The sequence below is a fragment of the Sphingopyxis fribergensis genome, from assembly GCF_000803645.1.
GTDB classification, from domain to species: domain Bacteria; phylum Pseudomonadota; class Alphaproteobacteria; order Sphingomonadales; family Sphingomonadaceae; genus Sphingopyxis; species Sphingopyxis fribergensis.
This window is the reverse complement of the sequence record NZ_CP009122.1, coordinates 2,055,265-2,069,563: the sequence shown is the minus strand read 5'-3', so window position 1 is coordinate 2,069,563 and position 14,299 is coordinate 2,055,265. Positions and strand designations below refer to the sequence as shown.

Sequence of the window (14,299 nt, the reverse complement as noted above, 5' to 3'; positions counted from 1 at the left end):
GGCGGCCTGCCGTGGTCAAAAACTTAGAAAAATGGAGGAGAGTGAGGGATACTCCTCCTATCGAATGTTACATATATTTTTCAATATCTTACGCGGCCTCCTCTACTCGAAATTTGGAGCGCATTTTGTAGCATATAGGTGACTGGCGATGGCGCCCCGTTCGTACGCGGTGAACCATCATCCGGGCGTTGGGGAAGGAGAGGCGCCTTGCGACGGGCGAGTTGGCAGGCGATTCGTTGCCCCGACTACCTATCATCGCGTTCTGCAAGACGGTGCATTCCAAACCCAGCTTTGGACACCAATCCTCGGGCATAGAGTGAGTTGCTGCGTCCGGAGCTAGCCAGCGCATTGTTCACCAGCTCTTCCCACTTTTCCTCGTTGGGGCGGCTTGATGACTGCTGCCGGTCCCCGGCGTGAAGCGGAAGAACGTGAGACAGCGCCTGTTTTAGCTCTGCATTGGTCCAAACCTCGCCGTTCCCCAATAGCTCCAGGATTGCCGCTTGGACGTCTGTCTCCGTAACGCGTTGCGCCGTGTTCGCAGAAGGTGGCGACGAAGGTTCTGATATTCCGATAGGTGCAATGCTGATTGTTTCAGTGGTGTCGTGGCCATTCCAACGCGTTGCAACGGGTTGCAAGGGGTCGGTATTGGTCGTCTCACCTGACAAAAGATCGTCTCCCAGCGAGGCATCATCTTCGTCGGTATCGGCTTCGTCGATTTCGTTTGTGCCGCTCAAGGAGTTCCATTCGCGCAGCTCGGTATAGGTTCGCGATCGCCCTGAGGCGCTGCGGGGTTGAATGTCCATTGTCGAGAGCAGCTCAGCCAGCTCTTCGACCACTGCGGTCCTTTCGCGCACGAAGCGTGATGCGAAGCAGCGCCAAACGCGCCAACCTGCGCGCTCAAGAGTGCGCTGCCGAGCCATATCCGAAGGCCACTGCTCCGGGCCGTGGTAACGATCACCATCACATTCGATTGCAAGACGACGATCCTCATCCCCATCGACGACCATGTCGATCCGATGGGCGCCGACTTTGACTTGGGTATCGACGCTGTATCCCCGCTCGGCGAGCAGATCGAACATCTCTCGCTCGAAGTCAGACTCGCATCTGTCACGCGCGTCCTGCATATCGGCGGCGTCAGCTGGGAATGGTGAGCGGAAGTGCTCAAGGATCGCGCGCCGGAGGGCGTCGCGTGGGCTGAGTTGATCCAACTCAATTGACCGCACTAAAATCATCCGTTCGCGGGCACGTGAAGCCGCCACGTTGAAGCGCTGTTCGTAACCAAGACCGCTAAGTGCCGTGGCATTTCCTGCCGTTACGACCATCGAGAGGAACATTACGTCTCGCTCGTCACCCTGAAATGCCGAAGGGTCGCCAACACGTAGGTGGTATTTTTCGATGAACGGTATCCCAAGCTCGCCTTCAATGCGCTTGTAGATCAACGCGGCCTGCTCGGTCCCGAGAAGGGTGGTAACCCCAAATGTCCGATCATCGAACGAGGGGTCGTCGCCCATGCGTCGAAGCTCGCTGACGATGTAATCAGCCTCGGGTGGATTGGTTTTTCCCTTCCGATAGCCGTCCGTGACCCGAACGTCGATGAGGACCGGATCGAGACGCTCAGAGGACTTAGAGAGCCTCAAGGGCCGCAGCTCGTTGCGGTAGAACTGCCGCTTGGAAAACTCGATGATCGGCGCGGCACAACGGAAGTGTTCGCGCAGCATCAGGTTATCCCCGCCAAAGATCACGCTGGCGAGATCATAAAGCGATGCTTCTTCCCGCATTGGGGCTTGGAAAAGGGCAACCTGCGAAGTGAGGTAGCGGGCCGCACGTGCATTGGCTTGATCCATTGCAAGACCGACATGATCCGGGCTGACTTGCTTGTCGTCGCCTACGACCAAGATTTGGCGGGCGCGGAACAGCGCCGGAAGGGCGGCTAAGGTTGATTGGGAGGCCTCATCGACAATGACCAAGTCGAAAATACCCAGCTCTGCGGGCAGCGACTCGGACACCCTGTGGTGAGGCATGATCCAGCATGGCAACGCGCCCTTGACAGCATTTGCCGCGTGACGAGCGGTTTTGCGATGTCGGTTGGCACTCTTTCCCGTCCCTTTGCCGATACGACCGACGGCAACAGCATAAGCGCTGAGTGCGGTCATCACGGCGGGAGAAGCTTGCTTTTTTAGTTCCCGCCATGTGCGTTGCTCGATCAGCCGAGTATAAGCGCGCGATAGGTCGCCCTCAGCCCTCTGGCGCTCGGCATGCAACGTCCGGAAAGCGCCCAGCTTCTGTGAAGCATCCAGCCACGACGCAAGCTGGCGCAGTCGCCAGCGCCGTCGCCAGTCGCTTGGACACCAGACATCTTCTCCGATGGCTGGGGCCGAGCAGAGACGAGAGGCCCAGCGCGGTGCTCCCGATGAAGTAACCTTCTCAGCTACGTCGTTGACGGTATCAAAGTGGGGTCTCAGTCGATGCAGGTGCTCGATCCGACCGGAGAGCGCGATGGCTTGCTCGCGGCACTCCGTGACTGACATGGCGTCCATGCCAAGCGAGGAAACTAAGGCGCGCGCATCTGCATGAAGCTCCGTTTCGTGCGCCCCAATCTCCACAAGGAGGTGGCGGCGGACCCCTTCGGCTTTGGCGAGACGGGCACGATCAAGATGCAGCTTCAAACAGTACAGCGTCGATCCCATATCTTGGTGGCGTTCGACCGCGCCGCGCCACTGCGGTAGCAGTATACTAACCTCTTTGGTCAGGACCACTGCCTCAGAGTGAAGCGCAAAGAGGCTTTCAAGGCGATCCACCACGCGCATTGCTTCGCGACCCGCAGCCGGTCCGGTGCTCGCTAGCCTTGGTACGTCGGAAGTAGTGCAGGCATGGTTCCAGCTCGCCGTAAACATGGTAGCGCGCTCTTGCGAGCGAATGTGGCGCGCTACGGCTTGCCACTCTTCGGCACCGCGAGGTGGTTTGCCGCGTAGGCGAACACCCGACAGTGATTGCTTGGTGCGGCGAGCGAATAGGCCTGCCAGCCCGCCAAGCCCTTGCCCACCGCTTTGTAGGCCTTCAACCGCTGCCACGAAGCGGGGATCGTCGAGAGCCTCAGCTGGCAGCTCAACGGGACGAGTCATGAACCATGCGTGATCGTCCGCAAGCTCGCTTGCATCGTTCTTCAAACCCCGGATCGCGAGCAGGAGAGGATCGGAAGGGGCCGCCAGTAGAGCTTCGAGTGCATTATCCCAAGGCGGCGCATTTTTGCCTAGGGCGTCGCGCTTTAACGTCCAAGCAGAGAGCCGTTCATGCAGAACTGCCGCTGCGTCCAAAGTCTCCGGCGTTTCATCGACCAGCGGCCATAGCGCGCCAGAATTGATCTCGCGCCGGATTGCAGCCGCTTGCGCCAGATCGGTGTGCGTGGAGACTATGGCTTCGATGTCGGCAAATAGGTCGGCCGGGGGAAGCGGTTTGCCGAGATAGCCGAGCAGTTCCCCCAATTCCGAGCGGGCCAGACGACAAGCGGCGAGGTCGTCGCTACCGAAGCTCGGCGTATGGCGCGGGTCGGGCGTGATGGCATCTTCGATCCACCATGCGTCATCGCCTGCCTCCCAGACCTCCTTGGCGGCATCGAGAGGAGGTATTGCTTGATCGTTCAGCATAACCGACTGGAGCGCGTTGCGCCCTAGTTCTTCGATCTGGCGATCGAGGTTCGCCAAGGTTCGATGCAAGCCGTCAATCCGACTGTCAAGGGTGTCGATTTCGCTGTCGATCTCGGACCGTCGAAGACCCTGCAACCGCTCGGCTATGAGATCGACGGAGGCACGGAACTGTCGCAGACCTTCGCGATCACTGTCCAGCAAGCTGACCGCCAAAGGACGAATCGGGGCAGGAAGCTGTTCTTGAAGGACTTGAAGTGCAGGCGTCTTTTGGGAAGTGACGAGCACACGCCTTCCGGTCGCAAGGTAGTGACTGATGATGTTGGCGATCGTATGGGTCTTGCCGGTTCCCGGTGGGCCTTGAACGACCACGCCGTCGCCTACGGCGAGGCGTTGTGCGATCTGGACTTGCTCGCCGTTGAACGGTTTCGGGAAGAACAGGTCAGCGCCCGCGCCGTCCGATGAGGTCACCCCAGGTATGGAGTTGATGCCTCGGAAGGTAGGAAAATCCTCGTCAGCAACGGCGCTCGATGGTTCGGTGAACAGCGCAGCGATCGCGCCGGGGATTTCCAAAGGGACATCGCCGTCTTCAAGCAGCGCCCGAAAGCCCAGCAAGTCGGCCATGAGTTGCGTTGCACGCCGTTCACGCTGGAAGAACCCGAAAGCGCTGCTCACGATCAGTTCCGGGCCGGGTGCTGGCGGTGTAATGATCTCGCCCTCACCGTCTACATAACGAGCTTGCGGGTCCAAGAGTGCAGCGGCGTGCCGCAGGATCACATCATAAGTCTCGGGGGCGAACGGGGAGAGGGGCGAGTCCTCTAAGGCATCTAGGATGCGGCGAGCATCTTTCCTCCACGCATCGACTTGCTTGAGTTCGAGCACGTCGAGCGGGTCCGCTTCGACCGCCGGTGAAACTTCTTCGCGCGGCACAACCGATATCACGTGGCTCTTGTGGTCCAATTCGATGTCGAGCGGCACGGTCAGCAGCGGATAGCAGAGGTGCTTGCCGCCCCGCGCTAAGGCCGCATAACCGATACCGCACACAAATTCCTGCGGCGTCCCGTCTGGGGCAGCCAGAGCGGCTTGGAGGGCAAACAGGCTACCATAGAGCGTCATGGTCTCCCGGCGCGGCTTCTCCTGCTCTGCCCATCTCTTCCAAGGATCCTCAAGGTAAGTGGCGAACGCCGCCTCGATTGCATCTCTACCGCTGAACTCGTTCAGAGAAACGGAGGTTTGATCCGACTCAAGGCTGATCTTTGCTTGCAGCACTTCACTGGCGGTCAGTCCTTCGCGCAATCGCGGTTGCTTCGCCGGATCATCCAACAGGATGACCCAAGGCCTCAATTCCTCATCGTCCGGCGCAGGCGGGGGAACCTTGGTCAAACGCTCGACCTTGAGCCATGCCACTTCATCGCCATCGACGGCGTTGAAATGGACGCCGGGAAGCTCAACCAATTGGGCGGTGTTGCGGTTGAAGGCTCGGTGATCGGCCACGTCGGTGACGATCTTGAGCTTGTCTTTCTCGACCGAGATCACGTAGTCGATCAGATCGAGCATCCTCGAAACGACGAGAGGGTTTGCTGGCTCGAAGGGGACGATAGGGTCCGGAGTATGTTCTGGTTCGGCGACTGCGGATGGACTGGCAGTCAGAGCTGGATCGTAGCTGATAGGCATTTCCGCGCGTTCCGTGCGTTCTTGCAAACGAGCGTTGCGTGGCGTCTGACGAAGCTCGGTTCGGTTGCCGTAAGAGGTGTTGGCATTTCCTCCCGCCAGAGGTGCTTGTGCGCCAGCGCCCTGATCGGCAGGTTGCGGAGTTGGCGTGTTCGGCGGGGGCGGCTTTAAGTCGAATTCCAAGCCATCTTGAATGGCCTTGACGCGATTGCGCAGTCGGACAGCGCGATCCGTATCGCGGTGCCTGAGTTCAGCCATGACGCGAACGAGCGTTAGCGGGTCGCCACGCTTTTCTTCGACCAGCTTTTCCAGTTCAGCGATAGATTTTGAGAACAATGGGCGTTGGGATGACATGAAGAGACCGTAACAAGGAAAGTGTAACAATGATGGAAACGCTTCGACTTTCCTAGCCGTATATTCTGCGTCAGTCAGATTGGTCCGCGTCAAAAATCCACGCAAGACAATGCCAGTGCAACCCTTCGACGTTTCTGATCCTTGGAGATGAAGTGATCGCCGCGGTTGAATGCTGATCGCTAAACCGTTCTCGTGGACGCCCTGTTCGTTGCGGCGACCGGTCGGCGCAAGGACGCTCGCGGTGGTGTCGCCGCCTTCATCCTGATGACGTTCAAGCTGGGCGAGGCCTGCCAGTTCTACTGGAGCCATGAGGATGAAGAGATCGCTGGCACGCCGATGCGATTCAAGGTTGCGCATATGCGGCTGTGCGCATCGCGAGCGGTTTATGTTCGGACTTAGCCGAGGAAGCGCGTCGCCTCTCTAAACCGGCCCTCGTTGTCTCTCTGCCCATAGGGGGGCGGAAACCGCCTTATGGGAATTGGCGGCATTGGCAGCGGCACGACCTCGTCCGAGAAGACTGTCTCGCCCTCTTGAGAATACACTCGCCCCCAGTCATCAATCGGAAAAACGACATACTCACCATCCTCGCGGACCTCCGCGACCGCCACAATTTGACCCTTTTCCAAGATTTCATAGTCGATGGGGACGCTGTAGCCCCGAAAGTAGAGGCGGTCGCCCGCTCTTACTGGCCTCCGTCCAACCGGCATCGTCATTTCCTTCACCTCAACTCGCACCCGAACGCCTGCCAATTCAGCGCAGCGACGAGGATTAAGCAGAAAAACGACATCGCCTTGAGGTGACGAAGCCCTCGCAGCAGCCCTCCAAAACCGTCCTTTTCCATTCTCAGACCTCCACCGTTCAAAAGATGACCGATATGATAGCCCGTTCTCGCACAGAGGGTAGAGTTAACTAACTGATATAGATAGATATGTAGGCAACATAGGTCGCTGGAATTTTGCAACCCGTTGCAACCGAAATTAGGTGCGCCGCGAGATCGAGCGACTATAGGGATGCTCCCTGATCCACCACCGGGAGCCGCTGTGATTACGCCAACCCTTCGTCATGCTGATCCGCGTCGCTTGCTCGCCGATGTTCTTGGCGGGGATGTGTCAGCTGCCACACTGTCTTTTGCGGAGGAATTGGCGATCCGTCGTTGGTGCCGCCAGAATGCCCTGTCGTCGGCTGCAAATATCCGACGCCTGCATCAGCGCGGGCACCGTAAAAACGCCCGTAGGGAGCGTGTGGAGCATCTTCGTCGGCAAGCCGTTCTGGTGGACGCGCTGTTCGTCGCGGCGAGGAAGCGGTGGCCGGTGAAGTCGGCGCATTTACAGGCGCGGCGCGAGGCGCAACGGCAACAGCGGCTCATCAGCGTGTTTGCTCAAGTCGGCAAAGTCGGCAAGTTCCACCGTGCCGCCCGTGGCCGACAATTCGAGATTATGAAGAGGGACGGCGGGACACGTCGAGTAACCTCATTTGACTGGGTGGACCGTGCGCGCCAACACGTGCTCAAATCCGCCCTACACCCTTTTGCGAGCTTCCACGATGGCCAGTTCATGCACGCGCATGACAAAGGTCGGCGTGGACCAGCGGCTGTTCGCAAAGCTCTCCTAGCAGCCCTAGACGGATGCTGCGAAGATAGTCTGTTCATGCAATTCGACGTCGTGGATTTCTACGGGTCGATCTCGCATGACTGGTTGGAGAGGCAATTGGGCATCGACCCGGCGATTGTGCGGAGGCAGCTCCATACGGGCGGCATGACGTTCAAGACTATCGGGGAAATGACCACCGTTCGTGACGACCACGAAGCAAGCAGCGAAAGGGACCGACGGGGTATCCCCCAAGGATCGGTGATTTCGCCGCTCGTTGCCGATCACGCGATGGCGGCCGTGCTTCAAGATGCCGCTGTCTTTGAAGCGTTGCCGCTGTTCGTCTGGTCGGACAATGTGGGGATAATAATACCCCGCGTTCGAGAGCGCGAAATCGGAGACCTTGTCCGTGCCGCCTTTGCGGACCACGGAGCCGGTCCCTTTCAACTTACCTCATCATCATATCCGGTCATGGCCCCATTCAAGTTCCTCGGCGTGTGGTATCGTAAGACGCCGGTCGGGGCGGACGCATTCGTCCCGTGGGAAGTGGTGAGCCGCTGGGAGTTGTCGGTCGGCGCGAGGCTGATGACGTGTTGGGATGACGAGATAGACGCCATAGAGCGCGCAGTTGCCGAAAAAATGAGCAAGTGGAGCTGGTGCCCTTCGGCGCGGGAAACTGTCTCTCGCCTCAAAGCAATGATCGCGTCGCGACGCGAGACAGCAATTGGCAGCCAGACTCCGATTTGGCCGGTCAGGCAGCGCAATATCGCTTAACGGTCGCGTGCGACAACCCGAAGTGCTCCGCTGTCCCTTTGATGCTAGCGCCCTCTGCCGTCCGCCATTCCCGCACCGTTGCAGGGTCGGCAGCGAAAGGCCGACCAAGGCCCTCCTTGCCCCTATGCGTCCTGCCTGTGGCCCGGAGAGAAGCCCGCGCGGCTTCCCGGCCCGCTGCGGTGCGCTCGGCGATACGGCGGCGCTCTAATTGCGCGACCTGCGCGAGGACGGCAAGGATCAACTCTCCCACCCCTTCCGCGACGGGGCCAAGACCGTGGATGTGGATCGTTACACCGGCCTGCGTCAGGTTGCGGACCGTCGTCTGCACGTCGATCGCATCGCGACCTAGACGATCCACGGCATAGACATACACCGTATCGCCCCTGCGGACAGACGATAGCAGCCTCCCAAAGCCCGGACGCGCTGCGGCAAGCACCCCGCCGCTTACACCCTCGTCCACAAACTCCTGATCGAACCCGCTGCCCATCGCGGTGCGCTGCGCTTCGATGCTCTGGTCAGCTGTGGAAACTCTATAGTATGCGACGCGATGGCTCATGCGCGGTAGCTCTCAAGTTAGGGGTCCGATTTCCCTAGCTCATAAGCCCGGCTCATAACGCCGTCAATCTAAGTTGCGAGCCATAGATCACAAGGCACAAGTTGTGACCCGCAGATTTCGCGGGCAGGTCAGGGGCGGCCGATACTGTTCCACTCCGTCAGCTCGTTAAGCGTGAACGGTGATAGCTGGTCTTTGCGGTGTGCACGCCGATGACAGGTCGGGCAAAGGACGACTAGGTGCTCTGCTAAGGTAGTGCGGACCCCTGCGCACAGAGGATTGGGGTGGTGGGCGTCGAACAACCCGGCATCGCTGTGCCCAAACCGGCATGCCTCGCAGGTGCAGATACCGAATTTGGCGATGTTGAGTTGCTTGGCCGCTCGCGACAACGCAGGATCACGCTCGCGAGACCGTTGCAGCTTCCACGCCGCCTTGCCTTCCTCGGTGCCCACCTTGAGGGTCGGCAACCGCTGGCTGACTTGGCGCGGCGTGCCGCTGTCGTGGAAGTCAAGCGGCAACGGCAAGGGCTTGAGCTTGACCGGCCAATCGCGCACGGCCTGCCAAAAGGGGTCAAAGTGTTCTTGGGGCTTGATGATTCCGTCCTGTGCTCCCGCGAGGATGCGGCGGCCGGGCAGGCCAAGGTCGTCGATCAGGTGGGGATAGCCTTCAAGCTCCCAAACATCGTGCAAGGCAACAGCGGTAGGCCATTGAGCAAGGCGGATCGCTTCCGCCGGGGGAACAAACGCAGCCGTCTCGCCATAGACACAAGCCACGCGGACGAGGTTAAGCACCTTGCCCCCCAGGTTGTCCCGAACTTTGCTCCCGCCGCCGATTGCAAATACCCATGGGGCTTCAACCGCCCTTTTCGCCGCACCGGCAGGTTGCGAATAGAACCGCTTTTCTGTCCTTTCGCCGCGACCGCCGAAGCACATGACGTGCGAACTGATCGGGCCGAATACGGCTTTCGCACCCATGACCTTGTCGGGTGACCCGACGACATCCTGCACCGTCGTCACGCCGCATACCTCCCGTCTGCCAGCCGCCGCGCCATGCCGATCCCCGCCAGCGCATCGAGCACCGGCCGGACGGTGGAGGCGCGCTTGCCTTTGAAGGCGCGGGCCACATCTTGAGGGGCGAGGGGTGTTGGCGATGCGGCGAGTACGGATTGGATGGCGCTGACCTGTTCGGGGAGCGTGCCGGGCCATGGGATGACATTATCGACCACGGCTGTCGGCGCTTCGCCGAGGTCAAGGGTCTGGGTAAGGGGAGCCTGATAGTCAGGAGCCTGAAACTCGGGGCGGAGCCAGCGGACCTGACCCTTGGTCTCCTCGACAGTTCGGGCGCGGTTGAGTGCGACGAGGCAGGTCAGGATTTCCTCTTCGGGCAGATCAGCGGGCCAGCCGTAAGCCTCTGCGACAAGCGCGTCTATCCGGTCATGGTGCTGGCGGATCACGGTGACGAGGCCGCGATCGTGCGCGTCGCGTTCGGTATCGGTCAGGGCGCGGCCCTCGCGCAGCGCGTCGAGCACGTTGTAGAGTTTGGTCAGGGTCAAGTCTTCGTGCTCGGTCAACACGCGCTTTCGCAGCGCGTCGAGCGCCTCGGCTTCGCAGCGGATACGGTCTTTGAGTGGTTCGTGAACATCGGCGGGGAATGGGAACGGATCGAAACAACGAGACTTCACGTAGACCGAATCATTGCCCATGCCGAGCCAGCCGCCGGTCGCAATAGCCCATGGAACATGAAATCGGCTCGACAGCACGCCAAGGTGATAGGCGTCGTCGAGGGCAACGCACGCGAGTTTGTTGTCGGGAAGGATCGACTTCGAGAGGAACTGGAAAACACGGTGCTTGGCGGTCTCGATGGTAGCGATGTAGCGGGTCACACCGCGCAACGCCTTCCGTAGCTCGGACCTCTGCTCGCCGAACAGCCACCAGTTGTCGCGGTAGGAGGCGCGGTTGTTCTGCTCGCGATGTGGCTTCACGGTGGTTAGCACGTGCTGATATATCGCCGGGTAGCGATCCCGCACTTCTTCCTCGGATAGCCCATAGAGGTCGATCACCTGCACCCCACGCGAGCGCGAGGCGAGGTCGCGCCCATTGCGGTAGTCGAATATCACCGCGTCGCCATCACCGATGCCGGTGCGGATATATGTTCGTTGCGGCAAAGGGGTTTGAGTAGGTAAAAGCTGCGCGGCTTGTTGCGCCGTCACGATAAAGCCGTCGCCCATAAGTTGCACACCGCGAGAGGCAAGTTTTTCGTTGGCCTTGAGCGCCAACGTTCCCGTCACATCAGCGCCAACACGCAGGTCGCTACTGATCTGACCAACCCTCTCGGTGTAAACGAGATGCTCTGGCGCACGGCTTTCGTCCGCTACGGTCCATAGTTGCCCCTCCCGCTTGCCGAGCGCGGCCACGGTCATGGCGATACGCACAGCGGCCCCATCCTTTTCATCCACCCACGGGTGGTTGGGGATGGCGAAGAGCAGGCAAACGTGATCCTTGGCGTCAAGGTGCTTGCCGATGACCCGGCGGCTGAAAACCTGTGTGATCGAATTGGTGGTGACGAAGCCGAAGCGACGGGTGCCCTGTTTGCGCACGGCGTTTGCAGCCTTGTCCCACCAGTGCATCACGAAGTCGGCGCTCTCAGGAACGTCGGAGGCAGCGAAGAGCGCGTCAAAATAGCCACCCCCCAGCCGCTCGCGCACGTCCTTGCCGCCGATGAAGGGCGGGTTGCCGACGATGAAATCGGCTTTGGGCCATTTCGCAGCGACAGGCTTGATGTAGCGGTAAACTTCAACCCGAGCATCCTCGTCAGGCACCATGCGACCAGTGACGGGGTGTTCCTTCGTCGTCTCGCCATCCCAGCGGGTTACGGGCTTGCCGTGGTTGTCGCGCTCAAGTTCGCGCCTATCATAACCGATCAATGCGTCGCGGTTCTCGATCGTGCGGATGTCCCGCAGGATCGGCTCGGGGGGAGCACGGTTTAACCCGTTCACGCGGAAGTGCCATTGCAGGTAGCCGATCCACAGGACCAATTGGGCAATGGCGGCTGCGCGAGGGTTGATCTCGATCCCAAGGAAGTTTTCGGGCGTGATGGTATGCCCGGTCAGTTCGGCAACATACTGATGATCGCCAAGCTCGATCAGCAGGTCGAGCACTTCGCCTTCAAGCTCCTTCATCCGGGCCATCGCGACGTAAAGGAAGTTGCCGGTGCCGCAAGCTGGATCGAGCACCTTGGTCGAGGCGAGCTTGGCATGAAAGTTTTCGACCAACCGTTTGGCCTCGTCGGCCTTGCCCTCGTCAATCAAAGTCGCGGCGGCAACGCGCACGCCGTCCCAATCGCCGCGTAACGGTTCCATTATCGTGGGCGAGATTAGCCGCTCTACGTAAGCGCGCGGGGTATAGTGCGCGCCGAGCTTTGAGCGGTCTTTGGCGGATAGGGCGCGTTCGAGGAGGGTGCCGAAGATTGCCGGTTCGACGTCAGTCCAGTCCTTCGACGCGGCTTCGATCAGCACACGCAGTTCGTCGGCGTCGAGCGGGATCGCGTCGGTATTCTTGAACAGGTAGCCGTTGAAGCGTTTCACGGGCACGCGCAGCGCGGGAGCGAACTCGCCCCGATCCATCGCCTTCCACAACGCTGACAGCGAATGATGGAGGTGCTGCGGGCTGCCCTCGTGCTCCTTGAGCAAAGTCTTGAAGCTCTCCTTGGGAAGCAGCACGCCGGTATCCTCCGCGAACATCGTGAAGAGAACCCGCATGAGGAAGCCGCTGACCTTCTCGGCATCATGACCTTGTTGCTCTAGTCGCTTGGAGACCTTGGCGAGCAGCTCTGCAATCTCGCGCGTGACCTTGCTGGACTGGATCGCAGGATCGAGCGACTTTGGATCGGTCCAGATCACGCGCAGTCGTTCGCGAACCTCGGGATCGTGCAGGTCGTCGAGCATGATCCGATAGCGGGCGCGATCGGGAAACTGGGCATATGCGCGGCCTGTGCCGGTGAAGTCGGCGTAGACCTCGATGCAGTAGCCGATGTCGGTGACGAGCAGGAACGGGGGCCAGCCGTGATTGGTGGGCAGCGCGCGGGCATAGCGTTCGGCCTGTCCCTTGGCCTGCACCATGGCGCGTGCCCAGCCGGGAGTACCGCGCCGTGCGGTGCCGCGCTTCAAACGCGCCGAAGCGGTCTGGCCGAACAGGTCAAGGTCTTCCTCGCCACGTGCCGCCGCCGCCCGGTCGGCATCGCTGCCCTGCTTCGCTTCAATGATAAAGCTGTCGCGCCTGTAGCAGTCGATCCTACCGAAACTCTGCGTGCCGTCGCCGTTGTCCTGAAACACGCGGCGCTCGAACACGTAATCATTGCCCGCGTCGTCGGCCTTGCTCCCATGCGGCTGGGGCACGCCGATCAGCGCGCAGAGGCCGTTGATGAAGCTCTGCGTGTTGGCGAGTTCCGACCCACCAGTGTCGCGCCAATGGGTAATGAAGTCAGTAATTTCGGCAGCAGCGGTCATCGGGGCGGAGATAGAGCACATGCTCCGTGGTTAGGTAAAGACCTGTTGCAACCCGTTGCAAAACGAGGGGGAGCTACGCATTCCCCTCGCATCAACTCATTCCTCGACCGTGATAATCTTCTTACGGCGAGTAAACAGAACGAACATACCGAGAATGACGTCGCCGATGCCCCAGACGAATAAGAGGAACGTCATTCCTAGGCCCGCGCCGATTGCGGCTCCCGCGCGCTCCGCGTCGTTCACTGCCCCGGCGGAAACATCACTGACCGCTGCGCACGAGCTGGCCATCCAGAGAAACATGATGATGTTGAACCCGATAAATAGCCATTTCATCAGTTTGCCGAAAAATGTGCGGTCGCTAACTTCGCGTTGAACAGAAGGCATAGTGTCAGTGCTCCCAATTGAGATTGGCTGTATTGAAGGTCATTTGCTGCATACCGTTCTGGAAGAACTCGGCCTCAACGACCGCCTTCTTCGACTTCTTGAGCTTGCTCAAAAACCCCTTGGAGCCTTGGATGAATATCATGTCACTAGTGCCGTCGCTCGCGTCTGTGCAGCCGTATCGTTGTATCGGCCCTTCATCGAACTTCACGTTAATGTGCGAGTTCGAGAAGCTGTTGCACATGATCTGACCGCTCGGCACGCCAACCAAAATGTCGAATCCAAATTGAGCCGACTGCCTGACAAGAATACGGCCGCGTTGCTCGCCGTAGGGAAAATCTAAGTTGATGGTATTTGTCGCGTCGAGTTCTGCGTAATGCGACTCGGCACCTCGCATCTCGTCTTTCTCGCTCGAATAGCTCCATGCGCTTTCCGGCTCATTGGCCACTGCTGTTGCTACGGCCGGAGCTTTCCCGGTAGGGTCCGAAGAATTGGCAGTCGCATCGCCCGCAACGTTGTTGCTTTGAGATGACGGTTCAGCAAATGCACCGATCAGTATGAACGCAACGAAGGCGCCGAGGCCGAATTGCCAACGCTTTGCGCCATTGATGTATGGCTTGAATACGCCGACAAGCGCGGCGATAAATACGATAACAAATAGCCCAGTCACTTTGTCCCCCTGTGCCGCCCGTAAGCATCACTAGCATTTAGGCGTCTATAGTAAATCGGTCACTAACGCCGAGGGTCGATTTAGAACCCGCCTGTTGCTGATGTCGATTTCCGGGATGGTGGGAAAGCGAGCTACCGGAACAATTGCACCCAGTTGCAATTTTGC

General features: G+C 59.8%; 8 protein-coding genes. 1 reads left to right on the top strand and 7 read right to left on the bottom strand.

Annotated elements, in window-relative coordinates:
- Positions 1-245: 245 nt before the first annotated feature.
- The gene (locus SKP52_RS09570) at positions 246-5,975 is read right to left on the bottom strand and encodes an AAA family ATPase (RefSeq protein ID WP_081997279.1); all 5,730 of its coding nucleotides are present in this window, start codon (positions 5,973-5,975) and stop codon (positions 246-248) included.
- 86 nt (positions 5,976-6,061) lie between these two features.
- Positions 6,062-6,379: a hypothetical protein gene (locus SKP52_RS09560; RefSeq protein ID WP_039574348.1), complete on the bottom strand. Its 318-nt coding sequence runs from the start codon at positions 6,377-6,379 to the stop codon at positions 6,062-6,064.
- 327 nt (positions 6,380-6,706) lie between these two features.
- On the opposite strand from SKP52_RS09560, the gene SKP52_RS09555 reads away from it, so the two are divergent.
- Positions 6,707-8,026, top strand: coding sequence for a reverse transcriptase domain-containing protein (locus SKP52_RS09555; RefSeq protein ID WP_160292384.1), 1,320 nt, complete (start codon positions 6,707-6,709; stop codon positions 8,024-8,026).
- Here SKP52_RS09555 and SKP52_RS09550 read toward each other — a convergent pair.
- The 5 genes from SKP52_RS09550 to SKP52_RS26045 form a co-directional block, all read right to left on the bottom strand.
- The gene (locus SKP52_RS09550; protein ID WP_039574343.1) at positions 8,004-8,582 is read right to left on the bottom strand and encodes a recombinase family protein; all 579 of its coding nucleotides are present in this window, start codon (positions 8,580-8,582) and stop codon (positions 8,004-8,006) included. The genes SKP52_RS09555 and SKP52_RS09550 overlap by 23 nt on opposite strands.
- 128 nt (positions 8,583-8,710) lie before the next feature.
- Positions 8,711-9,595: an HNH endonuclease gene (locus SKP52_RS24555; RefSeq protein ID WP_052208039.1), complete on the bottom strand. Its 885-nt coding sequence runs from the start codon at positions 9,593-9,595 to the stop codon at positions 8,711-8,713.
- A complete protein-coding gene (locus SKP52_RS09540; RefSeq protein WP_039574340.1) occupies positions 9,592-13,083 on the bottom strand; it encodes a class I SAM-dependent DNA methyltransferase in 3,492 nt (1,163 codons plus the stop codon). The genes SKP52_RS24555 and SKP52_RS09540 overlap by 4 nt, the downstream gene beginning before the upstream one ends.
- A gap of 96 nt (positions 13,084-13,179) precedes the next feature.
- Positions 13,180-13,467 carry a hypothetical protein gene (locus SKP52_RS09535; protein ID WP_148309069.1) on the bottom strand — a complete coding sequence of 96 codons (288 nt, stop codon included), beginning with the start codon at positions 13,465-13,467 and terminating at the stop codon, positions 13,180-13,182.
- A gap of 4 nt (positions 13,468-13,471) precedes the next feature.
- Positions 13,472-14,134, bottom strand: coding sequence for a hypothetical protein (locus tag SKP52_RS26045; protein WP_148309068.1), 663 nt, complete (start codon positions 14,132-14,134; stop codon positions 13,472-13,474).
- Positions 14,135-14,299: the final 165 nt, after the last annotated feature.